Below are 23,494 nucleotides of genomic sequence, written 5' to 3' on the forward strand. Positions count from 1 at the left end.
GATCAAAACAAAAAACCGGCGGCGATGAAATCGCGACCGGTCCACGGAAGGCACCCTCCCAGCGGCCCTTTAGCGACTTGTTTAACGTGGCTGCAAGCCGGCCGGCCAAATCACCACAGGGTTTCTTAGATAGCGCCGGAACCGGCGAAAATCAATCTTGCGCTGCAAAGGCATGTGACAGGCCGGAAACGAAAAGGCCGCCGGTTTTGCCGGCGGCCGCATTTCGTGGCAATCGCTGCGCGCTGCTTATTCGGCAGCTGCTTCTGCAGCCTTTGCGGCTTCGGCAGCGTCTGCTGCTGCCTTTTCAGCGACGAGAGCCTGAGCTGCTGCGACCTTTTCGGCCTCAAGGCGTGCCTTTTCCTCGGCAATGGCCTGGCGCTCGGCATCGTTCAGCTTGCGGGCGCGCGTGCCGGTGTTCTCGACGATACGAGCCGACTTACCGCGACGGTCGCGCAGGTAGTAGAGCTTGGCGCGGCGAACCTTACCGCGGCGAACGACTTCAACGCCTTCGACGAGCGGGGAGTAAACCGGGAATACGCGCTCGACGCCTTCGCCGTAGGAAATCTTGCGGACGGTGAAGCTCTCGTTGAGGCCGCTGCCGGAGCGGGCGATGCAAACGCCTTCATAGGCCTGCACGCGGGTACGGCTGCCTTCCGTCACGCGGACGTTGACGCGCAGCGTGTCGCCCGGCGAGAATTCCGGAAGGGTGCGCTTGGCGGCAATCTTGGCGGCCTGTTCGGCCTCGAGCTGCTGGATGATGTTCATCGGTAAATACCTTTTCTCGTTCTTCTGAAACAGCCAGAGCGCTCGACAGTCACCTTTCGGCCTCGGCCTCGAGGTTTACGTCCCCTTCGGAACGGGAGCGGATTCACCATTCTTTGCTTGCTAGTCGGCGGGAAGATCCCAAATCCGGATGGGCCAATACACCAATCGAACCGGTTTGTCATCCCCTCGCTGCCGCTTTTCTCCGCGCGATTGCCGACCTTCCGGGGCTTGCCCGCCTCGTCACCGGAGGCTATCTGGCCTACGGGAGGACCGGCAGCCGCTTAACGTTGTCGGCCAGGGAGGTTTCATGTCGATTGCCGACATTCTTTTGCTTTTTGCGGCCGGGTTTCTGTCGGGAACGGTGAACGCGATCGCCGGCGGCGGCACGTTCCTTACCTTCGGCGCGATGACCGTGACAGGCCTGCCGCCGATCGTCGCCAACGCCACCTCGTCCATCACCCAGTTTCCCGGCTATGTCACGTCGGCCCTGGCCTACTCGCGCGAGATCCGTGCGGATTGGCGAGAAGCGCTCCTCCTTGGCGGACTGTCGCTCGTCGGCGGACTGGCCGGCGCACTGATTCTACTGTCGCTCTCCAATCCTTCGTTCCGCGCCATGGTGCCATGGCTGCTGCTTGCCGCGACGGCGATCTTCGCTGCGGGACCGCTGCTCCGTCCACGGGCCACCTTCATCGACAAGCCCGTAGGGCTGTTCGGCCTCGTCGGCCAGTTCGCCACCTCGATCTACGGCGGGTTTTTCGGCGCGGGCATGGGCATCATGATGCTGGCCGTCCTCGGCCTGTCGAAAGGTGGCGACTATCACCGGCTCAATGCGCTGAAGAACTTCCTCGCCATGGTGATCGCGGCCGTTGCGATCGTCGTCTTTGCCAGCGGCAACGTCGTCGGGTGGCCCCAGGCTGCGGTGATGATCCCCGGGGGCGCGCTCGGCGGCTATTCCGGGGTGTGGGCGGCGAGGCGGGTGCCCCAGCCGGTCATACGCGCCCTCGTCGTCATGGTGGGGCTGGCGCTGACGGTCTACTATTTCGTGACCGGCTGATCGGAAAGAAGGTCGGGCCGGCGCTCCGCGGTAAGCCGCCGCGCCTCCGCGAGCCGCCACTTCTCGATCTCGCGATGATTGCCGGACGTCAGCACCGGTGGGATGTCGCGACCTTCCCAGTTCTGCGGGCGCGTATAGTGCGGATGCTCGAGCAACCCGTCCTCGAAGCTTTCATGGACGCCGGAAAGCTCGTTGCCCATCACGCCGGGAAGGATGCGCACGATTGCGTCGAGCAGAACCATGGCGGCCGGTTCGCCGCCGGATAGGATGTAGTCTCCGATCGAGACCTCTTCCAGCCCGCGCGCGTCGATGACGCGCTGGTCGATCCCCTCGAACCGTCCGCAGACGATGATCGCACCATTGCAGGCAGCAAGTTCGCGCACACGCTGCTGGGTGAGCGGTTTCCCCCGCGGGCTCATCAGCAGGCGCGGCCTGTCGTCGCCTGCAGAGGCATGGTCTATGGCGCGTGCAAGCACGTCCGGTTTCAGGACCATGCCTGCACCGCCGCCTGCGGGCGTGTCGTCGACGGTCCGGTGACGATCGGTGGCGAAGTCACGGATCTGGACGGTCTCTAACGACCAGTCGCCGCGCGCAAGTGCCTTGCCCGAGAGCGACAGGCCGAGGTGGCCGGGAAACATTTCCGGATAGAGCGTGAGAACGGACGCGCGGAAGCTCACGCCTATTCCTCATCCTGTGGCCGGCGGCGACGGCTGCCGGGTCCTTCTTCGTCATCGTCTTCGAGGCCCGCCGCGATCGGATCGATCAACAGCTTGCCGCCTTCGAGATCGATCTCGATCACGGCCGCTTCGGAAAAGGGGATGAGTACGGGGCGTTTTCCGGGTCCCTTCAGCTCGAGCAGGTCGCCTGCGCCGAAATCAAAGATCCCGGTCACCGTACCATGACTGCGCCCCGTCACGTCGACGGCTTCGAGGCCTTCCAGGTCGGCATAGAAGAACTCGTCGTCGTCCAGCTCCTCGTCCGGCAGGTTGTCGCGCTCGATGAAGAGATCGAGACCGTTGAGGGCCTCGGCGGTCGTCCTGTCGTTGATGCCGCGAAACCGCACCACGACCATGTTTTTCGCTTCCCGAATCTCGAGCACTTCGAAGACCCGGCCGTCTTCGCTGTGGAGATTGCCGTAGTCGCCGAGCGAAACGGGATCAATCGTGAAGGATTTCACGCGAACTTCGCCGCGCAAACCTTGTGCGCCGCCGATCGTCCCCATGAGGACGGGATTCTCGAGTTTGGTCATCTCATGACGTTCCGGAATTTCCTCAAACGAAAACGGGCGGCATCGAAAACGCCGCCCGCTTAGAACCGGTCCGTCCGCCGAACTTATTCGGCGGCAGCGGCAGCAGCGGCGTCTTCTTCCTTCTGCTTCTTCTCGGCGATACGCTCAAGAGCCTTCTTGCCGGGCTTGCCCTTTTCCGGGTTGTTGCGAGTGTCACGCTTTGCAATGCCGGCTTCGTTCAGGAAGCGAAGAACGCGATCGGTCGGCAGCGCGCCCTTGGCGAGCCACTCGGAGATGCGCTCGGCGTTCAGCTCGACGCGCTTTGCATCGTCCTTGGCGAGCATCGGGTTCCAGGAGCCGACCTTCTCGAGGAAGCGGCCGTCGCGCGGCGAACGGGCATCGGCAACAACGATCTGGTAGTACGGGCGCTTCTTGGAACCACCACGGGCAAGACGGATCTTCAGGGACATTTCATTTCTCCTTCGGGATATAACTGACCGCTTCTTTCAAACGGTATGCTGGTTCGTGCCGCTGAAATCGGCGGCAATTGCTTCATGATGCCGGATCACCTCGCGGATGATGAAGTTCAGGAACTTCTCCGCGAAATCCGGATCCAGATTGGCATCATTCGCCAACCGGCGAAGGCGTTCGATCTGGTATTCCTCGCGCGTCGGGTCCGCCGGCGGCAATTCATGGGTTGCTTTCAGAACACCGACCGCCTGGGTACAGCGGAAGCGCTCTGCCAGCATGTGAACGAGCGCTGCATCGATGTTGTCGATCGACTGGCGATAAGCCGCCAGTTGCTTTCGGACCTCTGGATCGATCATGCTACGCTTTGTCCTCACTTCTTCTTCGGCAGGCCGGGAAGCCCCGGGAACCCGCCGCCAAGTCCCGGCAGCTTCGCTCCGCCAAGGCCGGGCAAACCGCCGCCGCCTAGGCCAGGCATGCCACCCGGCTTTCCGAGACCCGCGGCTTCAGCCTGCTTCTGCAGGGCTTCGAGCTGCTTGGGGTCGAGTTTCGACAGATCGGGCATGCCTCCCATTCCGCCGCCGAGGCCGCCAAGCCCCATCTTGCCGGCGAGACCGCCCATCATCTGCTTCATCAGGCCGCCTTTGCCCTTGCCGCCCATCATCTTCATCATGTCGGCCATCTGCCGATGCATCTTGAGAAGCTTGTTGATGTCTGCGGCATCGGTGCCTGAACCGGCGGCGATACGCTTCTTGCGTGAATGCTTGAGCAGGTCGGGGTTGGCGCGCTCGGCCTTCGTCATCGACGAGATGATGGCGATCTGGCGACCGAACATCTTGTCGTCGAGGCCGGCAGCGGCCATCTTGTCCTTCATTCCCGACATGCCGGGCATAAGGCCCATGATGCCGCCCATGCCGCCCATCTTCTGCATCTGGCGCAGCTGGTCGGCGAGGTCGTTGAGGTCGAACTTGCCCTTGGCCATCTTGGCGGCCATAGCGGCCGCCTTTTCGGCGTCGATGTTCTCTGCTGCCTTCTCGACGAGCGAGACGATGTCGCCCATGCCGAGGATGCGGTCGGCGACGCGGCGGGGATGGAATTCCTCCAGCTCGCCCATCCTTTCGCCAACGCCGATCAGCTTGATCGGCTTGCCGGTGACGGCGCGCATCGAGAGCGCCGCACCGCCGCGGCCGTCGCCGTCCATACGGGTCAGCACGAGGCCTGTGATGCCGACGCGATCGTCGAAGTTGCGAGCGAGATTGACGGCATCCTGACCGGTCAGCGCGTCGGCGACGAGCAGGATCTCATGCGGATTGGACTTCCGCTTGATCTCCGCCATCTCGATCATCAGCGGCTCGTCGATGTGGGTGCGGCCGGCGGTATCGAGGATGACGACATCATGCCCGCCAAGCTTGGCGGCCTGTACGGCGCGCGCGGCGATATCGGTGGGGGACTGTCCGGCAATAATCGGCAGCGTGTCGACGCCCGTCTGGACCCCGAGTTGGCGGAGCTGTTCCTGTGCTGCGGGCCTGCGCGTATCGAGCGAGGCCATCAGGACCTTCTTCTTGTCGCGCGTCGTCAGCCGGCTGGCGATCTTGCCCGTGGTGGTCGTCTTACCCGAACCCTGCAGACCGACCATCATGACGACGACCGGCGCGGGCGCATTGAGGTCGATCGACACACCCTCCGACCCGAGCATGGCGATAAGTTCATCATGCACGATCTTCACGACCATCTGGCCGGGCTTGATCGACTTCAGGATTTCGGCACCAACCGCCTTTTCCCGTACCGCTTCGGTAAAGGAGCGGACGACTTCCAGCGCAACGTCAGCTTCCAGCAATGCGCGACGGACCTCGCGCAACGCCGCCGAGACGTCTGCCTCGGAGAGCGCACCGCGGCCTGTCAGGCCATTCAAAATGGCGCCAAGGCGGTCCTGAAGTGTTTCGAACATTGCTTCTTCCTTTTTGTTTCCGCGTTGAGCGAAAACGTCGGTGCACCAGCGACAAAAAACAAGACGCAAAGTCAAAAAGCACCCGAGGGCGCATCGCGCTGTCGGGTGTTGACCTCCGGGATCTCTTTATACCTTCTCGGGTCCCGGTCGGCGGCTTCAAGTTCTGTTACTTGTCGCAGATGGGCGGCATAAACAGGAAACCGGCCGGAAAGTCAAGAACGGCGGGCATTTTCGTCATCTGCGGCCTGCAGCTCTTATGATATCCCCGCCCGCCCGCGCCGGTACTGGCCATATGCCACCGAAATTCCTACTTCTGGCCTTAGGGCTGCGGCGGCTCTGGAAGAGGCAGGAAAGCAGTCGGATCAGATGGCACGGAGAAAAGTGAACAATCCCTACTACGAAGGGCCGGTCAGCGACCACTTCGACGGGACACACTTCTTCAATCCGGGTGGCGTGAAGCCGGCCGGGTTTCGTGATCTCATGCGCTGGCAGTTCGGCGGCGGCAGGTCGGCCTGGCCAAGGCACCGCGCGAGCCCCTTCGTCGCCGCAAGACCGGAAGGACGAATTGACGGAAGCGATCTCCGGGTCACCATGGTCGGGCATGCAACCCTGCTGATCCAGGTCGCCGGGCTCAACATCCTGACGGATCCCGTTTGGTCGGAGCGCGTGAGCCCCTTCTCCTTCGCCGGACCGAAGCGGATCAACGCACCCGGCATTGACTTTGCCGACCTGCCCGACATCGATCTCGTGCTCGTCACCCACAACCACTACGACCATATGGATCTCGCCACCCTTGGGAGACTTTCGGCCGAGCACGCGCCGATGATCATCACGCCGCTCGGCAATGACCGGATCATCCGGCGCGCCATTCCGGCCGCGGACGTCACCGCCACGGACTGGGGTAACACGACCGAAATCTCGCAGGACGTCTTCGTCCATACCGAGCCTTGCCACCACTGGTCTGCCCGCGGGACACGCGACCGTCGCATGGCGCTGTGGGCCGCCTTCGTCATATCGACACCGGCCGGTAAGATCTACCATATCGGCGATACGGGCTTCCATGAGGGACACAACTATCGCGCCGTCAGTGCCAGACACGGGCCGTTTCGTCTGGCCAACCTTCCTTTCGGGGCCTATGAGCCCCGCTGGTTCATGAGCGGCCAGCATCAGAATCCGGCAGAGGCGGTCGAGGGCATGCGCCTCTGCGGGGCGGATCATGTTGCGGGCCATCACTGGGGAACGTTCCAGCTGACGGACGAGGCAATCGACGAACCGGTTGCGGCGCTGAATGAGGCCCTCGAGACTGCGGAAATCGACAGGGCGCGCTTTCGTCCGCTGCAGCCCGGGGAAGTGTTCGATGTGCCGGACGTCCAGTGGTACTCGACGGGTAGCCAGGCACCGGCGATGCACTCCGGAGAAGGACCTCCGGCCGAGACGCCTGCGCATGAAGGCTCGGAGGAAGATGGGGCCGCCGCCCACTGGTAATTCCCGGGCATTTCCGCCATATACATCGCAAGTGGGCGGGACCGCCCCCGCTACCCTATCCGGATTGCCAGATGACTACCGAAGTTCAGTTCGCCCGCATGAACGGGCTGGGGAATAAGATCCTCGTCGTGGATATGCGCGGCCGCGTGGATGCGGTGACGCCTGCCGCCGCGATCGCGCTTAACGCGGATCCGGCCACCCAGTTCGACCAGATCATGGCGATCCATGATCCGAAGGCCGAGGGAACGGACGCCTGGATCGACATTCTGAACTCCGACGGATCCAAGGCGCAGGCTTGTGGCAACGGCACCCGATGCGTCGTGCAGGCGCTCGCCGCTGACACCGGGAGAAAGGTCTTCACCTTCCAGACCGTTGCGGGAATTCTCAATGCCGAGGAACATGCCGACGGCACGATTTCGGTCGACATGGGCACGCCGCTTTTCGATTGGGACAAGATTCCGCTTGCTGAGGAATTCGCCGACACCAGGCGGATCGAGCTTCAGATCGGACCGATCGACAACCCCATTCTGCATTCGCCGTCCGTTGCCTCGATGGGAAATCCCCATGCGATCTTCTGGGTCGACCGGGACGTGATGTCCTACGACCTCGGCCGCTTCGGCCCGCTTCTCGAAAATCACCCGATGTTCCCCGAGCGTGCCAACATCACGCTCGCCCAGGTGACTTCGCGTTCCTCGATGACGACGCGGACCTGGGAGCGCGGGCTGGATTGACGCTCGCATGCGGGTCGGCAGCCTGTGCCGCCGCCGTGAGCGCGGCGCGCACAGGGCGCACAGGGCGCACAGTCACCGTCAACGTCGCCTCCGCCCTTCCCCCCGGCGTGCTGACCATCGAGTGGCGGCAGTCCGATGACCACGTCGTCATGACCGGCCCCGCAGAGTGGGAATGGTCCGGCACGGTCGATCCCGCGACCGGACGCTTTCTTCGCGATGCCGGCGACGACGGAGCGCGCGCACTTTGAGCGGCGTCGAGGTCATAACCTTCGGCTGCCGCCTCAATACCTACGAATCGGAAGTGATGCGAAGCGAGGCTGAGAAGGCGGGCTTGAACAACGCCGTTCTCGTCAACACCTGCGCGGTCACCAGTGAGGCCGTGCGCCAGGCGCGCCAGGCGATCCGCCGGGCACGGCGCGACAATCCGCATGCCCGGATAATCGTCACCGGCTGTGCGGCCCAGACGGAAAAGCATGCGTTCGCCGAGATGGCTGAGGTCGATGCAGTCCTCGGCAACGAGGAAAAGCTGAAGAGCGCCTCCTATCGTTCTCTTCCGGATTTCGGTGTCGCGGCGGAAGAAAAGCTCAGGGTCAACGACATCATGAGCGTGACCGAGACGGCACCGCAGATGGTGAAACTGATCGACGGGCACGTTCGGGCGTTCATCCAGGTGCAGAATGGCTGCGATCATCGCTGCACCTTCTGCATCATCCCGTATGGCCGCGGCAATTCCCGGTCCGTGCCGATGGGCGCGGTCGTCGATCAGGCGCGCCGGCTGGCGGAGAGCGGCTATCGGGAGATCGTGCTCACCGGCGTTGACGCGACCAGCTACGGCGCCGACCTTCCGGGCCACCCGACTTTGGGCCTGCTGGCGAAGGCGCTTCTGAAGCAGGTGCCGGAAATCCAGCGGCTGCGCCTTTCCTCCATCGACAGTATCGAGGCGGACCGCCATCTCTGGGGCCTGATCGCCGAAGAGCCGCGTTTCATGCCTCACCTGCATCTGTCGCTGCAGCACGGCGACGACCTGATCCTCAAGCGGATGAAGCGCCGCCATGGGCGTACCGATGCGATAGCATTTTGTCGTAAGGTGCGGCACCTCAGGCCGGACGTGAGCTTCGGTGCCGACATGATCGCCGGGTTCCCGACGGAAACAGAGGAAATGTTCGCCAATGCGGCGAGCCTTGCGGAGGAGTGCGGCATTGCGCATCTGCACGTTTTCCCCTACAGCCCGCGGCCGGGCACGCCGGCCGCACGCATGCCGCAGGTGGATCGCGCATTGGTCAAGGATCGTGCGTCACGGCTGCGCCGGATCGGCCAGCGCCTGCATCTCGACCACTTGGAGCGGATGGCCGGCAGCCAACAGACCATACTCGTCGAGAACAACGGCCTTGCGCATACGGAAAACTTCACGCTTGTCGACGCGACCGGGCTGAACCCGCGCGACCTTGTGCCGGTCGTCATCACCGGCCACAATGGCAAGCACCTGACCATGCGGGCCGAGCCCGCCTCGCTTCGCAACTAGCGGAATTCATTTATGGCCCTCGGCTTCATCAAGAAGATCTTCACGTTCGGCAAGGACACCGCAGCCGCGAGCGACGACCGGCACGTACCGGATGTGGCGGATACGACGACGGAACCTCTAGTCGATGCAGTCGGGGCGCTCCCGCCTGAAGAAGCGGCAGCGCTTGTCGAACGGGACGAACTCCTCGACGAGGCGGAAGCCATCAATCCTGACCCCGAGAGACTGTCGGCCGATGTCGAGGTCGATATCTATCCGCTGCCGCATGATCATCACCTCGCGCCTGCAGAAGAGCGGTTGGCCGGCGAGGCAGATGTCGAAGGAGCGGACAAGTCCGTTCCGGTGAAACCGGAGGAGCTTTCCGAGGACCTTTCCGATGAGGAATCCCCGGAGGACATGACCTCCCTGCGTGAGCCTCCTTATGACGTAACCGAGCTGCATGTGCAGGAGTCCGAGGCGAAGGAGAGCCTTTCTCAGGTCGACGACGGCGCGAGCGATGCCTCCCTCGGTGAGAGTGGATCCGAAACCGTCGACGACGCGCCCGTGGAGAGCGCCGCGGTTACGGAGATCGAGGAAGAGCAGGCGGACGCAGCCGAAGCCGTGGCGCAACCGGAGACGCCCGTTGCACTCCCCAAGGGTTTCAGCACCGCAACCGATCGCCCCGTCGAGAGCGCGCCGGCGCCGGTCGTAAAGCGAAGCTGGTTCCAGCGCCTGCGCGACGGTCTTTCGCGGACGTCCTCCCACCTCACCGGGCAGATCGCCAGCCTTTTCACGAAGCGCAAGCTCGACGACGCGACCCTGCAGGACCTCGAGGATCTGCTCATCCAGGCGGATCTCGGTGTCGAGACCGCTCTGCGGATCACCGATACTCTCGCATCCGAACGCTACGGCAAGGACGTGACCGGCGGAGATGTCTCCCGCATCATGGCGGGCGAAATAACGAAGGTTCTCGAGCCGGTTGCCAAGCCGCTCGAACTTGATCTCTCGCACAAGCCGCACGTCATCCTTGTCGTCGGGGTCAACGGAACCGGCAAGACGACGACGATAGGCAAGCTCGCAGCCAAGCTCTCCGGAGCCGGGCTGAAGGTCATGATGGCCGCAGGCGACACCTTCCGCGCCGCGGCAATCGAGCAGCTGAAGATCTGGGCGGAGCGGACGGGTTCGGACATCGTCTCCTCCAAGCTCGGCGCGGACGCCGCGGGGCTGGCCTACGAGGCCTATGAGCAGGCCAAGCTCAAGAAGAGCGACGTGCTGATCATCGACACCGCCGGCCGCCTCCAGAACAAGTCGGAGCTGATGGCGGAGCTGGAGAAGATCGTCCGTGTGCTCGGAAAGCTCGATCCGGACGCGCCCCATACGGTGCTCCAGACGCTGGACGCGACGACCGGCCAGAACGCGATGAACCAGGTCGAGATTTTTCGCAATGTCGCGGGAGTAAGCGGCCTTATCATGACAAAATTGGACGGTACGGCACGCGGCGGCATCCTGGTGGCGATCGCCGCCAAACACAAGTTGCCGGTTTACTTCATCGGTGTCGGCGAAGGCATCGATGATCTGGAGCCCTTCGAGGCCAAGGATTTCGCGCAGGCGATCGCAGGAGTTGAGGAATGAGCACGCAGTTGCTTGAGAAGGAAGGAAATGCCGGCCCACCGATCAGCCCCTTGCTGAAACTGGTGCTCGAGCTCGGTCCGCTGGTCGTCTTCTTCTTTGCCAATTCGCGTGGCGAATGGCTGGCGGCCAAACTCCCGATGCTGGGGGAACTCGGCGGTCCGATCTTCATTGCCACCGGCCTCTTCATGGCGGCGACCGCTGCAGCACTCCTCGTGTCCTGGCTTCTGACGCGGACCCTGCCCATGATGCCGCTGATTTCCGGCATCGTCGTCTTCATATTCGGCGCGCTGACGCTCTGGCTCCAGAACGATACCTTCATCAAGATGAAGCCGACGATCGTCAACACGCTCTTCGGAGTGATCCTGCTCGGCGGGCTCTTTTTCGGAAAGTCCCTGCTCGGCTACGTCTTCAATGCCGCCTTCAACCTGACGGCCGAGGGGTGGCGCAAGCTGACGCTGCGCTGGGGCGTGTTCTTTATTTTCCTCGCCATTCTCAACGAAATCGTCTGGCGCGGCTTTTCGACCGATTTCTGGGTGGCCTTCAAGGTCTGGGGCACGATGCCGATCACCATTCTCTTCACGCTGCTGCAGATGCCGCTGATCATGAAGTATTCGGTCGAGACACCGGAGGAAGGCAAGACCCCGTAACGCCCGCGGCTCAGGTGCCGGAAGCGGCAACAGCCTTTTCGATTGCCGGGAAGAGACCTTCTTTCAGGCTCTTCTCGTCGAAGGGGCCGACCTTCTTGTAGAGGATCGTGCCGTCCGGTCCGACAAGGTAGGACTCCGGAATTCCGTAGACGCCCCAGTCGATCGCCATCTTGCCGTTGGGATCGAGACCGACGGCGGCGAAGGGATTGCCAAGCTCCCCGAGGAAACGCAGGGCATTCTCGTTTCCGTCCTTGTAGTTCACACCGACCACAGTCAATCGCGGGTCTTTTGAAAGCTCGAGAATGAGCGGGTGCTCCTGGCGGCAGGGCACGCACCAGGACGCCCAGAAGTTGACGAGCGTGAGCTTGCCCTTGACCGCAGCTGCATTCAACGCCGGGAGCGGCTCGCCGTTGCGCGTCGCACCGGCCAGTGGATCAAGCTCCCTGAAAGGCGCCTTCGTGCCGATCAGGGCAGAGGGAATTTCAGAAACGTCACGACCGGACCGGAGCTGCCCCCAGAAGATCACCGCCAGCGCGGCGAACACGATCAATGGCAGCAAGGCGAGCAGGAAACGCAGCCTGCCCCCGCCTGTCCGCTGTTCTGCTGGAAGACTCACTTGGCTTCTCCCGCGGAGCGCCGCCTTATGCCGGCGTCTTCGAGGACCTTCAGATCCTTCTTGCGCCCGACACCATCGATCGCCACCCAAAGGACAAGACCTGAGACGATGACGAGGGCAGCTCCGTAGGACGCAGCGACATAGAAGAAATGACTCACGATCTTGCGCCTCCCGCACTCCGGGCCGCCTGGCGACGGAGCGTTGCGACGCGGCGGCGAAGGATCTCGTTCCTCATTGCAAGCACATGCAGCGTGAAAAAGATCAGTGTGAAGGCGACGGCCATCATGAGCAGAGGCCACAGGAACTCCGGGTCGATCGTCGGCCCGTCGAGCCGGATCACGCTGGCGGGTTGATGCAGCGTATTCCACCACTCGACCGAAAACTTGATGATCGGAATATTCACGAAGCCGACGAGGATGAGAATGGCACTCACCTTGGCGGCGCGCGTCGGGTCGTCCATCGCCCGGTTGAGGGCTATCAGGCCCAGATACATCAGGAAAAGGACGAAAACGGAGGTCAGCCTAGCGTCCCACACCCACCAGGTGCCCCACATGGGTTTGCCCCAAAGCGACCCTGTGATGAGTGCAAGCAGCGTGAAGCTGGCACCGATCGGCGCGGCCGCCTTGGCCGAAACGTCGGCAAGCGGATGCCGCCAGACCAGAGTGCCGAGTGCCGAAACGGCCATGACAGTGTAGCACATCATGGAAAGCCAGGCCGCCGGCACATGGACATACATGATCCGCACCGTCTCACCCTGCTGGTAGTCGCCTTCCGTGGTGAATGCGAGACAGAGCCCCACCACAAGACACGCGGCACTGAGCGCCGCCATCCACGGCCAGACGGCGGCCGTGATCGCCAGGAACCGCGTCGGGTTGGCAAGATCGCTGAACTTGCGGATGGCAAGGCTTTTTTCGTTCATGCTTGCTCTTTAGCGTTTCACGGGCCCCGCTGCAATTGACTCCTGTCAATCGCCATTACATCAATCGCTGGAGGCGCGCAGTGCAGCCGCGGCCGCCACCGGCCCTACGACTGCAAAGAAGAGGGTGATGGCTATCAGAATGAGAAAAGGGGGCATAAACGGAGCTGGTTCCTGCACCGCGGCATAGACGGAACTGACCCCGAAGATCAGCACCGGGATCGCAAGGGGCAGTACGATGACCGACACCAGAAGCCCGCCCCTCGGCAAGGCGACCGCCACGGCCGCCCCGGCCGCCCCGATGAAGGTGATGGCAGGTGTCCCGACGAGAAGCGTGAGCACCGTCGCTCCGATCGATACCTCGTCCATGTTCATGAAGAGGCCAAGAAGGGGAGAGGCGACCACCAGCGGCAGACCGGTTGCGATCCAGTGGGCCATGCACTTCACGAGCACGGTTGCGACTAGCGGCGTCTCGTGCATCAGCATCAGATCGAGCGAACCATCTTCCCGTTCCGCCTGGAAAAGCCTGTCCAGCCCCAGGAGGGAGGAAAGGAGCGCGCCGATCCAGAGGATGGCGGGCCCGATGCGCGCCAAGAGATTGAGATCGGGCCGACACCGAAGGGAATGACCGCAACCACAGTCATGAAGAACAGCACGCCGATCATTGCCCCGCCGCCGGCACGAACGGAAAGCTTGAGATCACGCAGGAGCAGAGCCGTCATACGGGCATTTCCGGAAAGAGAAACAGGACAGGGACGCGCGCGGGCAGAGTGCCCGGAACTGCGCCAAGAATTCGCAGCTTCAGGTGTTTCACGCCCAGGCCTCCGCCAGAACGCCGGCAAAGCCGCTTAGTCGAAGCTCGCTCACGCCCTCGAGCTGCAGTGGCTGATGCGTGGCCGCGAGCACAATGCCGCCTCTCGCCTGGTGGGCGGTGACGAGGCCTGCGAACATCTCCTCCGCGGCGGCGTCAAGCGCCGCTGTCGGTTCGTCGAGAATCCACACCGGCCGCCATGCGACGAGCAGTTTTGCCATCGCCATGCGCCGCTGCTGGCCCGCCGAAAGATAGCCGAAGGGCAGGTGCGTAATGTCGCCGAGTCCAACGGCCTCGCTCGCTTCGAAAATGTCAATTCCGACGCCGTCAGGTGAATTACCTAGAAACGCCTTCCAGAAGCGGAGGTTCTCTTCGACCGTCAGCTCGCGCTTCATGGCATTGCGATGTCCCAGATAGTGGCAGGCTTCGCCGACCCGTTCCACCGGGTGCGGTGCAGCATCGAGGCGCACGGTACCGCAATGCGGCAGCAGGAGGCCGGCCACGACCCGCAGCAAGGTCGACTTCCCGGCACCATTCGGCCCCTTGATCACCAGCGCCCTGCCCGCTTCCACCTGAAATGAAATATCGTGGAAAATCAGGTCTTCGCCCCGCTTAGCACTCAGGCCTTCCACTACGAGGCGCATCACTTTTCACTTTCCCTTTACGACATCGGCCGCAATGCAAAAAAATGTCCCGATCTGGCGACCGGCGCTCTGGATCGTTTCTTAGAAATTATCTATAACGCCCGCAACACGCCAGCGGTCGGCGTGATTTTCATCCAAGCGCCGAACCCGGAATAAATTCCGCGTACGGACAGCGGAAATGGCCGCACCCGCATCCCATTAGGCGCTTTAACAGCGCAGGGACGTTCGTACGTCAGCTTTTGGCGATCAGACGGAACGGGGTATCCAGTGTCCAAATCCCTTGACAGCTTCAAATGTCGTTCGACCCTCACCGTGAACGGCGTCGACTATGTCTACTACAGCCTCCCCAAGGCTGAGGCGAATGGTCTTGCCGGCGTTTCGAAACTTCCCTACTCGATGAAGGTGCTTCTCGAGAATCTCCTGCGCTTCGAAGATGGGCGCTCGGTCACCAAGGAGCACATCCAGGCTGTCGCCGAATGGCTCGTCAACAAGGGCACCGTCGAAAACGAGATTGCCTATCGTCCCGCCCGCGTCCTCATGCAGGACTTTACCGGCGTTCCCGCGGTTGTCGACCTCGCCGCGATGCGCGACGCGATGGTTTCGCTCGGCGGTGATCCGGAGAAGATCAATCCGCTCGTCCCCGTCGACCTCGTCATCGACCATTCGGTCATCGTCGACGAATTCGGCACGCCGACGGCATTCGCCAAGAACGTCGAGCTGGAATACGAGCGCAACGGTGAGCGTTACCGCTTCCTCAAGTGGGGCCAGCAGGCATTCAAGAACTTCCGGGTTGTTCCGCCCGGCACCGGTATCTGTCATCAGGTGAACCTCGAATACCTCGGCCAGACTGTCTGGACCAAGGAAGAAGACGGCGAAACAATCGCATATCCGGACACCTGCGTCGGCACCGACTCGCACACCACCATGATCAACGGTCTCGGCGTCCTCGGTTGGGGCGTCGGCGGCATCGAGGCGGAAGCGGCGATGCTCGGCCAGCCGGTCTCCATGCTGCTGCCGGAAGTGATCGGCTTCAAGTTGACAGGCAAGCTCAAGGAAGGCGTCACGGCGACCGACCTCGTGCTCACCGTCGTCCAGATGCTCCGCAAGAAGGGCGTTGTCTCGAAGTTCGTCGAATTCTACGGCCCCGGCCTCGACAACATGACGCTCGCCGACCGCGCGACGATCGGCAACATGGGTCCGGAATACGGCGCGACCTGCGGCTTCTTCCCGGTCGATGCCGAAACGATCAACTACCTCACCATGTCGGGCCGCGAAGAGCAGCGCATCGCGCTCGTCGAAGCCTATTCGAAGGCCCAGGGCATGTGGCGCGAGGGTGACGGCTCCGACCTCGTCTTCACCGACACGCTCCAGCTCGACCTCGGCGACGTCGTCCCCTCGATGGCTGGCCCGAAGCGCCCCGAGGGCCGCATCGCGCTCGAAAACATCGCGTCCGGTTTCGCTACCTCGATGGACACCGACTACAAGAAGCCGGGCCAGCTCGCCAACCGCTATGCGGTCGAGGGCACCGATTACGACATCGGCCACGGCGATGTGGCAATTGCCGCCATCACGTCGTGCACCAACACGTCCAACCCTTCGGTGCTCATCGCTGCTGGCCTTCTTGCCCGTAACGCAGTTGCCAGGGGCCTGAAGACCAAGCCCTGGGTCAAGACCTCGCTTGCACCCGGATCCCAGGTCGTCGGCGAGTATCTGGCGAAATCCGGCCTGCAGGCCGATCTCGACGCGCTCGGCTTCAACCTCGTTGGCTTCGGCTGCACGACCTGTATCGGCAACTCCGGACCGCTGCCGGCGCCGATCTCCAAGACGATCAACGAGAAGGGCCTCATCGCTGCCGGCGTCCTTTCAGGCAACCGCAACTTCGAGGGCCGCATTTCGCCGGACGTCCAGGCAAACTACCTCGCCTCTCCGCCGCTCGTCGTCGCATACGCGCTCGCCGGTACGGTCCAGAAGGACCTGACCAAGGAGCCGATCGGCGAGGGCAAGGACGGCAAGCCGGTCTATCTCAAGGACATCTGGCCGTCTTCGCAGGAAATTCAGGAATTCATCCTGAAGTACGTCACCCGCGCGCTCTATGCCGCAAAGTATGCGGACGTCTTCAAGGGCGATGCGAACTGGCAGGCGGTCAACGTTCCCGCCGGCCAGACCTACGCCTGGGACGACGCCTCGACCTATGTCCAGAACCCGCCGTACTTCGTCGGCATGGGCAAGACCGGCGCCGGCCTGAAGAACATCAAGGGCGCTCGCGTCCTTGGCCTCTTCGGCGACAAGATCACCACCGACCACATTTCTCCGGCCGGCTCGATCAAGGCAACGTCCCCGGCTGGTGCTTACCTCACGGACCACGGTGTGGCAGTCGCGGACTTCAACCAGTACGGCACGCGCCGCGGCAACCATGAAGTCATGATGCGTGGTACTTTCGCGAACATCCGCATCCGCAACCATATGCTCGGCCCGAACGGCAAGGAAGGTGGCTACACCATCCACTACCCGTCCAAGGAGGAGATATCGATCTACGACGCGGCCATGAAGTACAAGGAAGAAGGTGTTCCGCTGGTCATCTTCGCCGGCGTCGAATACGGCAACGGTTCGTCGCGTGACTGGGCCGCAAAGGGCACCAACCTGCTCGGCGTTCGCGCCGTGATCGCCCAGTCCTTCGAACGCATCCACCGTTCGAACCTGGTCGGCATGGGTGTTGTGCCGTTCGTCTTCGAGGAGGGCACGACCTGGGCGAGCCTCGACCTCAAGGGCGACGAGACGGTCGAGATCGACGGTCTGGAAGGCGATATCAAGCCGCGCGAGAAGAAAATCGCCAAGATCACCTATGGCGATGGTTCAGTGAAGGAAGTTCCGATCCTTTGCCGCATCGATACGCTCGACGAGGTCACCTACATGAACAACGGTGGCATTCTGCAGACCGTTCTTCGCGATCTCGCGGCCTGACGAAAGCCGTAGAAACGAGACCGAATGCCGGGGTTCATCGACCCCGGCATTCTTGCATTTGGATGGCTTCGTTCTTTAGTATGACTTTCACTCCATCGTGACTTCCTGTTGATGGTGCTTGCGCGTATGACCATGCGCAAGTCGGGTTGCTGGCCAGTGTCCACCGGAACGGATCATGACGAGAGCAGGTAGATTTCAACTTATGGCGGTATTTCTGGCAATGGGCACCACTGCAGCCCTTGCCGAGGACGGAGCCATAAAGGGCGTCGTCGAGCTCTTTACCAGCCAGGGATGTTCCTCCTGTCCTCCCGCCGACAAGGCGCTGGGAGAACTCGCAAAACAGGGAGACGTGGTCGCCCTCGCCTATCATGTGGATTACTGGAACTATCTCGGATGGCCAGACACGCTGGCCTCCCGGGACAACACCGATCGCCAGTATGCCTATGCGAGGATGTTCGGCAGAAGCGGCGTCTATACGCCCCAGGTCGTCCTGAACGGACGCGAGCACATGAACGGATCCAACCTGGATGCGATCCGGCGGCGAATCGGTGAGCTGCAAACGGAGAGCAAGGGTCTTTCCGTGCCGGTCAAGGCGGAGATCAACGGGGATGAGATCCGTATCCGGGTTGGCGCTGGAAAGGGCAAGGCAAACATCGTCGTCGCCTACTTCGATCGCCAGCGCGCGGTGAAAATTGAAACCGGCGAGAACAAGGGGCGCACCGTTCAATACTGGAACGCCGTGACGGACCTGCAGACCATCGGCATGTGGGAAGGAAGCGAAGCAAACCTGATCTTGCCTGCGGCGATGCTCGCCAAGGCCCAGAACAGCGGTTGCGCCATCCTTCTGCAGAGAATGCGTTCGGCCGATACGCCCGGCGCCATCCTGGGCGCCGCAGTCCTTACCGCCGACGGCACGCGCCCCGGCCTGTCGCCTGCTGTCGACGGCGCGCTCGACAGCGCAGGCCGATAGCCGGAATCGATATCCGGCGACCAGGGATGAAAGGGCGTTCGGCAGGAGAGATGGAGAGCGGGACCGCGGATCGATGATCCGTTGAAAGGGGCGGTCCGGCCCGGTCGCTTCGAGGGGCTGGGGCTTAGGGTTCGAAGGCGACCGACCCGGACCTTGACGAAGCTTCCGGCAACGGAATACAGGCATAAGCTTCGACGCGTGCTCTCGCGCCGAACCGATTTACCGCACATGCAAAGCGAACCGGCTGCGAGAGCAACGCGCGAACTTTCTCTTCTAATTTAGGCGCCGTTTGGGCTGAATTGCGGCAACAAGCAATTTTGAATGCAGGTCGCGAGCCGGATCGACTTGCTTTTCAATTCTTGTCAGGCAAACTGTCATCTGTCCGTCATAGTCGAGACGCGGAGATTCGATGACTGATCAGCCGGATTCGCCTCGAAACCAGGCCGGATCACAGGGATCCGGGGTTGTCGTGGACCTGCGGGAGTACCGCAGCAGCAAGGATCCACTCCCCATCACCTTCCATCGCCGAGAACTCGATGCCATCCTCTGGGTCTACGGACGGATGGTCGGGGAAGGTGAGTGGCGCGACTATGCGATAGACCACACGAAGGAAAAGGCCGTCTTCTCGGTATTCAAGCGCTCGGGCGAAATGCCCCTCTACAGGATCGAAAAGAACCCAAAGCTTGCGGCCAGGCAAGGCGCTTTCAGCGTAGTGAACACCCATGGCACGATCCTGAAGCGCGGCCACGACCTGCTGCAGGTTCTCAAGATCTTCGACAAGTCGCTCAAGCTCATCGAGACCTGACCATCCGGGGGATCCGTCAGTCCGCGGCCCTGTTCGTCGCCGGATGCGCATCGAGCGTCGGATCGCTTTCCGCACCCTCTCCCAGCGATTTCTGCATGATCACCGTATCGAGCCAGCGACCATGTTTGAACCCGGTCGCCTTCATGAGACCGCCGTGCTCGAATCCGGCTGAGCGATGCACAGCGATCGACGCCGGATGAGCACCGCCTATGACGGCCACCATTTGGCGAAAACCGAGATCGGTGGAACGCCGGATAAGATCCGCAAGCAATGCCTTGCCGACTCCCTTTCCACGGGCATCGGGAGCCAGGTAGATCGAGTCCTCGACAAGCCAGCGATAGGCCGGGCGGGTGCGGAAAGCCGAAGCATAGGCATAGCCGAGAATTAGACCGGTCTGCTCCACCGCGACAATGTAAGGGTATCCCTGTTCCGTGATCGAGGCATAGCGGGTGCGCATTTCCTCGAAAGAAGGCGGATCGATCTCATAGCTCGCGACGCCATTCAGCACCGACTCTCGATAGATCTCGGTGAAGGCTGCAATATCGCCTGAATCGGCTGCGCGGATGATGTAATTCATGGATGCGCTCAAATGCTTGAAACGCGATGTCCATGTCACATCCTGTCCGCCGGATCAAGCAAGCCCGCCCCGGAGGCAGGAGGTGTATCGCGACTGCACAGCCCCTGCGGCCGTGCTCACGCGTCAGATCGACGTCGAGCCTCGGAACTCAATCCGAGGCTCGTGAGCCGGCACTATGCGCCGTAGACGACGAGAAGATCCTTCGCGTCGATCTGATCTCCCGCCTTGACGAGTACCTCGACGATCGTTCCGTCCTTCTCGGCGTGAAGAGCCGTCTCCATCTTCATCGCTTCAATGGAGAGCAGGATGTCGCCCGCCTTCACGGCCTGGCCGGCGGAAATCGCAACCGTGGAGACGACCCCCGGCATTGGCGCACCAAGATGCAAGGCGTTGCCGGGCTCGGCCTTCCGCCGCACTCCGTTCGCTGCGCCCCGGTTCCGATCGGGGACCTTGATCGGTCGAGGCTGTCCATTGAGTTCGAAGAACACCTTGACCATGCCCTTCTCGTCGACTTCGCCCTGCGCCTGGTTGAGCACGACGAGCGTCTTGCCCTTCTCGATATCCGCAAAGAGCTCGGCGCCGGCCGTAAGCCCGTAGAAATAGGCGGGCGTCGGCAGGACGCTCACGGGGCCGTAGGTTTCCGCTGCAAGCGCATAGTCCGTGAAGACCTTCGGATACATGAGATAGGACGCGAACTCGAAATCGTCGACCTTTCGTTCCAGCTTGTCTTCGATCGCTTTGCGCTCGGCTCCAAGATCCGCATCGGGCAGCAGCGATCCCGGCCGCTCGACATAGTTTTTCTCGCCCTTCAGCGCCTTCTTCTGGAGTGCCTCCGGCCAGCCTCCCGGCGGCTGACCGAGATCACCCTTCAGCATCGACACGACCGATTCCGGGAAGGCGATATCCTTGGCGGGGTTCTCGACGTCGGCGACCGAAAGGTCCTGGCTGACCATCATCAGCGCCATGTCGCCGACGACCTTCGAGGACGGCGTTACCTTGACGATGTCGCCGAACATCTGGTTCGCGTCGGCATAGGCCTGGGCCACTTCATGCCAGCGCGTCTCAAGGCCGAGCGAGCGGGCCTGCTCCTTGAGGTTGGTGAACTGGCCACCCGGCATCTCGTGCAGGTAGACCTCGGAAGCCGGTCCCTTGAGATCGCTTTCGAATGCCGCGTACTGGTGGCGGACAGCCTCCCAGTAGAACGATATGCGCCGGATCCACTCGGGATCGAGGCCCGGGTCACGCTCGGAGCCACGCAACGCCTCGACGATCGAGCCGAGACAGGGCTGCGACGTATTTCCGGAAAGCGCGTCCATCGCGGCATCGACGATGTCGACGCCGGATTCGACCGCCGCAAGCACGGTTGCCGCCGCAATCCCCGAAGTATCATGGGTATGGAAGTGAATAGGCAGGTCGGTCGCCTCGCGCAGTGCCTTGAACAGCACCCGGGCCGCGGCCGGCTTCAGGAGACCCGCCATGTCCTTGACGGCGATGATGTGCGCGCCGGCCTTCTCCAGTTCCGCCGCAAGCGCCGTGTAGTACTTCAGGTCGTACTTCGGTCGCGCCGAACTCATGATGTCGCCGGTGTAGCAGATGGCGGCTTCGCAGATCTTGTTCTCTTCCGCCACCGCATCCATCGACACGCGCATGTTCTCGACCCAGTTCAGGCAGTCGAAGACACGGAAGACATCGATGCCCCCCTTTGCAGCCTGGCGGACGAAGTATTTGACCACATTGTCCGGGTAGTTCTTGTAGCCGACGCCGTTTGCGCCACGCAGAAGCATCTGCAGGAGCAGGTTCGGCGCCCCCTCCCGGACCATGGCAAGGCGCTCCCACGGATCTTCCGTCAGAAACCGCATCGACACGTCGAACGTCGCACCACCCCAGCATTCGAGCGAGAACAGGCTCGGCAAAGCCCGCGCATAGGTATCGGCGATGCGGGCGATGTCGTAGGTCCGCATGCGCGTCGCCAGTAGCGACTGGTGACCGTCGCGCATCGTCGTGTCGGTCATCAGGACGCGGTGCTGACCGCGAACCCATTCGGCGAACTTCTGCGGACCCAGCTCGTCAAGAAGCTGCTTCGTTCCGGGCTGGACCGGCTGATCCGCGAAGGGCACGACGGGCTTTGCGATGTCTTCCGAGGGACGGGGGCGTCCCTTGGCTTCCGGGTGACCGTTGACCGTGACGTCGGCGAGGTATGTGAGCAGCTTCGTCGCACGATCCTGGCGGCGCACCTGCTGGAACAGCTCCGGCGTGGTATCGATAAAGCGTGTGGTGTAGCTGTTGTCCTGGAACTTCGGATGCCCGATGATCGCCTCGAGGAAGGTGAGGTTGGTCGCCACGCCTCGGATACGAAATTCGCGAAGCGCCCGATGCATGCGGCGGATCGCCTCTTCGGCAGTCGGCGCCCAGGCGGTAACTTTCTCCAAGAGCGGATCGTAGTAGCGCGTGATGACGGCGCCGGAATAGGCCGTGCCGCCATCGAGCCGGATACCGAAACCGGTCGCGCCGCGATAGGCGGTGATGCGGCCATAGTCGGGAATGAAGTTCTGTTCCGGGTCCTCGGTGGTGATACGGCACTGCAGGGCGTGGCCGTTCAGCCGGATTTCCTCCTGCGGCGGCACGCCCGATTCCGCCGTGCCGATGGCATAGCCGTCGAGAATGTGGATCTGCGCCTTGACGATATCGATTCCGGTGACCTGTTCGGTGACCGTGTGCTCCACCTGGATGCGCGGATTGACCTCGATGAAGTAGAATTTGCCGGTATCGGCATCCATCAGATATTCGACGGTGCCCGCACCGATGTAGTTCGTCGCCTCGGCGATCCGCAGCGAATAATCCGCGAGCTCCCGCCGCTGGGCATCGGTAAGATAGGGTGCGGGTGCACGCTCCACGACTTTCTGGTTGCGGCGCTGGATCGAGCAATCGCGCTCGAACAGATGGACGGCATTGCCGTGCGTGTCCCCGAGAATCTGGCTTTCGACGTGGCGCGCGCGCTCGACGAGCTTTTCAAGATAGACTTCGTCCTTGCCGAAGGCGGCCTTGGCCTCTCGCTTGGCCTCGGTCACCTCGCGTGCCAGATCCTTTGGATCGCGGATCGCGCGCATGCCGCGGCCACCCCGCCCCACGAGGCCTTGAGCATCACCGGATAGCCGATCTGCTCGGCCATCTTCGCCACTTCAGCCATGTCGTCCGGCAGGGGATCCGTCGCCGGCACGACCGGAACGCCGATGGAGATGGCAAGATTGCGCGCGGCGACCTTGTTGCCGAGCTGGCGCATTGTATCCGGCTTGGGGCCGATGAAGGTTATTCCGGCTTCCGCGCACGCATCGGCAAACTCCGGGCTCTCGGACAGGAGGCCATAGCCGGGGTGAATTGCATCCGCACCCGAAAGCTTGGCGACGCGGATCACTTCCTCGATCGACAGGTAGCTCTCGATTGGACCAAGGTCACGCGCAAGATGCGGTCCGCGCCCGACCTGATAGCTCTCGTCCGCCTTGAAGCGGTGAAGTGCGAGTTTGTCTTCCTCAGCCCATATCGCGACCGTTTTGAGCCCCAGTTCGTTTGCCGCGCGAAAAACGCGGATCGCAATCTCGGACCGGTTGGCAACTAGGATCTTGGATATAGGCAAGTCGAACTCCTCATGACTTGAACGCGGCTATGCTGCACGTGCGAAAGAAATCATCAATGCCTCATAAAGAAAAGCGCAAATTCCGGCAAAGCGGCCGAAAAATTCCC

At 62.3% G+C, this 23,494-nt stretch carries 20 protein-coding genes, 3 pseudogenes and 1 riboswitch; of the genes and pseudogenes, 10 read left to right on the plus strand and 13 right to left on the minus strand.

All coding sequences use genetic code 11. The features are described from left to right. Window positions 1-49 precede the first annotated feature (49 nt). Window positions 50-127, minus strand: a riboswitch (SAM riboswitch). A 119-nt stretch (window positions 128-246) separates the two neighbouring features. After that, window positions 247-765 (minus strand): 50S ribosomal protein L19, encoded by a 519-nt coding sequence (gene rplS, locus F3Y30_RS02290; protein ID WP_203424969.1) that lies wholly within the window; start codon window positions 763-765, stop codon window positions 247-249. 307 nt (window positions 766-1,072) lie between these two features. Here rplS and F3Y30_RS02295 point away from each other — a divergent pair, with 307 nt between their 5' ends. Continuing rightward, on the plus strand, window positions 1,073-1,819 hold the full coding sequence (locus tag F3Y30_RS02295) for a sulfite exporter TauE/SafE family protein (protein WP_203424970.1): 747 nt from the start codon (window positions 1,073-1,075) through the stop codon (window positions 1,817-1,819). Here the strand turns inward: F3Y30_RS02295 and trmD are convergent. The 5 genes from trmD to ffh form a co-directional block, all read right to left on the minus strand. Continuing rightward, complete coding sequence (gene trmD, locus F3Y30_RS02300; protein ID WP_203424971.1) at window positions 1,801-2,496, minus strand: tRNA (guanosine(37)-N1)-methyltransferase TrmD; 696 nt, start codon at window positions 2,494-2,496, stop codon at window positions 1,801-1,803. The two genes, F3Y30_RS02295 and trmD, sit on opposite strands and share 19 nt — an antisense overlap. 2 nt (window positions 2,497-2,498) lie before the next feature. Beyond that, a complete protein-coding gene (rimM, locus tag F3Y30_RS02305; protein WP_203424972.1) occupies window positions 2,499-3,068 on the minus strand; it encodes a ribosome maturation factor RimM in 570 nt (189 codons plus the stop codon). An 83-nt stretch (window positions 3,069-3,151) separates the two neighbouring features. Beyond that, window positions 3,152-3,517, minus strand: a complete 366-nt coding sequence (rpsP, locus tag F3Y30_RS02310) for a 30S ribosomal protein S16 (RefSeq protein WP_203424973.1) — start codon at window positions 3,515-3,517, stop codon at window positions 3,152-3,154. 36 nt (window positions 3,518-3,553) lie between these two features. Further along, window positions 3,554-3,874 carry a chorismate mutase gene (locus F3Y30_RS02315; protein ID WP_203424974.1) on the minus strand — a complete coding sequence of 107 codons (321 nt, stop codon included), beginning with the start codon at window positions 3,872-3,874 and terminating at the stop codon, window positions 3,554-3,556. A gap of 14 nt (window positions 3,875-3,888) precedes the next feature. Then, a complete protein-coding gene (ffh, locus tag F3Y30_RS02320; RefSeq protein WP_203424975.1) occupies window positions 3,889-5,463 on the minus strand; it encodes a signal recognition particle protein in 1,575 nt (524 codons plus the stop codon). A gap of 366 nt (window positions 5,464-5,829) precedes the next feature. Between ffh and F3Y30_RS02325 the strand changes: the two genes are divergently transcribed. The 5 genes and pseudogenes from F3Y30_RS02325 to F3Y30_RS02345 all read left to right on the plus strand — a co-directional run bounded on the left by F3Y30_RS02325 (window position 5,830) and on the right by F3Y30_RS02345 (window position 11,456). After that, complete coding sequence (locus F3Y30_RS02325; protein WP_203424976.1) at window positions 5,830-6,948, plus strand: MBL fold metallo-hydrolase; 1,119 nt, start codon at window positions 5,830-5,832, stop codon at window positions 6,946-6,948. A 71-nt stretch (window positions 6,949-7,019) separates the two neighbouring features. Continuing rightward, window positions 7,020-7,927: pseudogene (gene dapF / locus F3Y30_RS02330) on the plus strand (diaminopimelate epimerase). Next, window positions 7,924-9,201 (plus strand): tRNA (N(6)-L-threonylcarbamoyladenosine(37)-C(2))-methylthiotransferase MtaB, encoded by a 1,278-nt coding sequence (gene mtaB, locus F3Y30_RS02335; protein WP_203424977.1) that lies wholly within the window; start codon window positions 7,924-7,926, stop codon window positions 9,199-9,201. Before dapF ends, mtaB begins: the two are co-directional and overlap by 4 nt. Before the next feature lie 12 nt (window positions 9,202-9,213). Further along, a complete protein-coding gene (gene ftsY / locus F3Y30_RS02340; protein ID WP_203424978.1) occupies window positions 9,214-10,809 on the plus strand; it encodes a signal recognition particle-docking protein FtsY in 1,596 nt (531 codons plus the stop codon). Beyond that, window positions 10,806-11,456 carry a septation protein A gene (locus F3Y30_RS02345; RefSeq protein ID WP_203424979.1) on the plus strand — a complete coding sequence of 217 codons (651 nt, stop codon included), beginning with the start codon at window positions 10,806-10,808 and terminating at the stop codon, window positions 11,454-11,456. The genes ftsY and F3Y30_RS02345 overlap by 4 nt, the downstream gene beginning before the upstream one ends. A gap of 10 nt (window positions 11,457-11,466) precedes the next feature. On the opposite strand, the gene F3Y30_RS02350 is transcribed toward F3Y30_RS02345, so the two are convergent. The 5 genes and pseudogenes from F3Y30_RS02350 to ccmA all read right to left on the minus strand — a co-directional run bounded on the left by F3Y30_RS02350 (window position 11,467) and on the right by ccmA (window position 14,443). Further along, entirely contained in the window at window positions 11,467-12,072 is a 606-nt protein-coding gene (locus F3Y30_RS02350) for a DsbE family thiol:disulfide interchange protein (protein WP_203424980.1), read from the minus strand. Next, window positions 12,069-12,233: a heme exporter protein CcmD gene (ccmD, locus tag F3Y30_RS02355; protein ID WP_203426455.1), complete on the minus strand. Its 165-nt coding sequence runs from the start codon at window positions 12,231-12,233 to the stop codon at window positions 12,069-12,071. Before ccmD ends, F3Y30_RS02350 begins: the two co-directional genes overlap by 4 nt. After that, on the minus strand, window positions 12,227-12,991 hold the full coding sequence (locus F3Y30_RS02360) for a heme ABC transporter permease (RefSeq protein ID WP_203424981.1): 765 nt from the start codon (window positions 12,989-12,991) through the stop codon (window positions 12,227-12,229). The genes ccmD and F3Y30_RS02360 overlap by 7 nt, the downstream gene beginning before the upstream one ends. Window positions 12,992-13,051: 60 nt before the next feature. After that, a pseudogene (gene ccmB, locus F3Y30_RS02365) lies at window positions 13,052-13,710 on the minus strand (heme exporter protein CcmB). A gap of 88 nt (window positions 13,711-13,798) precedes the next feature. Further along, the gene (gene ccmA, locus F3Y30_RS02370; protein ID WP_203426456.1) at window positions 13,799-14,443 is read right to left on the minus strand and encodes a heme ABC exporter ATP-binding protein CcmA; all 645 of its coding nucleotides are present in this window, start codon (window positions 14,441-14,443) and stop codon (window positions 13,799-13,801) included. Between ccmA and F3Y30_RS02375 the strand changes: the two genes are divergently transcribed. From F3Y30_RS02375 to F3Y30_RS02390, 4 genes are all read left to right on the plus strand, one after another. Further along, complete coding sequence (locus tag F3Y30_RS02375) at window positions 14,387-14,599, plus strand: hypothetical protein (RefSeq protein ID WP_203426722.1); 213 nt, start codon at window positions 14,387-14,389, stop codon at window positions 14,597-14,599. The two genes, ccmA and F3Y30_RS02375, sit on opposite strands and share 57 nt — an antisense overlap. 111 nt (window positions 14,600-14,710) lie before the next feature. Next, window positions 14,711-17,404 (plus strand): aconitate hydratase AcnA, encoded by a 2,694-nt coding sequence (gene acnA, locus F3Y30_RS02380; protein WP_203424982.1) that lies wholly within the window; start codon window positions 14,711-14,713, stop codon window positions 17,402-17,404. Window positions 17,405-17,606: 202 nt separating this feature from the next. Then, window positions 17,607-18,374, plus strand: a complete 768-nt coding sequence (locus F3Y30_RS02385; protein ID WP_246752850.1) for a thioredoxin family protein — start codon at window positions 17,607-17,609, stop codon at window positions 18,372-18,374. Between the two features lie 409 nt (window positions 18,375-18,783). Further along, entirely contained in the window at window positions 18,784-19,179 is a 396-nt protein-coding gene (locus F3Y30_RS02390; protein WP_203424984.1) for a DUF2794 domain-containing protein, read from the plus strand. Between the two features lie 16 nt (window positions 19,180-19,195). Here the strand turns inward: F3Y30_RS02390 and F3Y30_RS02395 are convergent, their stop codons facing one another. Further along, window positions 19,196-19,756, minus strand: a complete 561-nt coding sequence (locus F3Y30_RS02395; protein ID WP_203424985.1) for a GNAT family N-acetyltransferase — start codon at window positions 19,754-19,756, stop codon at window positions 19,196-19,198. A gap of 173 nt (window positions 19,757-19,929) precedes the next feature. After that, window positions 19,930-23,387 (minus strand): annotated as a pseudogene (gene pyc / locus F3Y30_RS02400) (pyruvate carboxylase). Between the last annotated feature and the right edge of the window lie 107 nt (window positions 23,388-23,494).

This window comes from Sinorhizobium sp. BG8, assembly GCF_016864555.1.
Taxonomy (GTDB): domain Bacteria; phylum Pseudomonadota; class Alphaproteobacteria; order Rhizobiales; family Rhizobiaceae; genus BG8.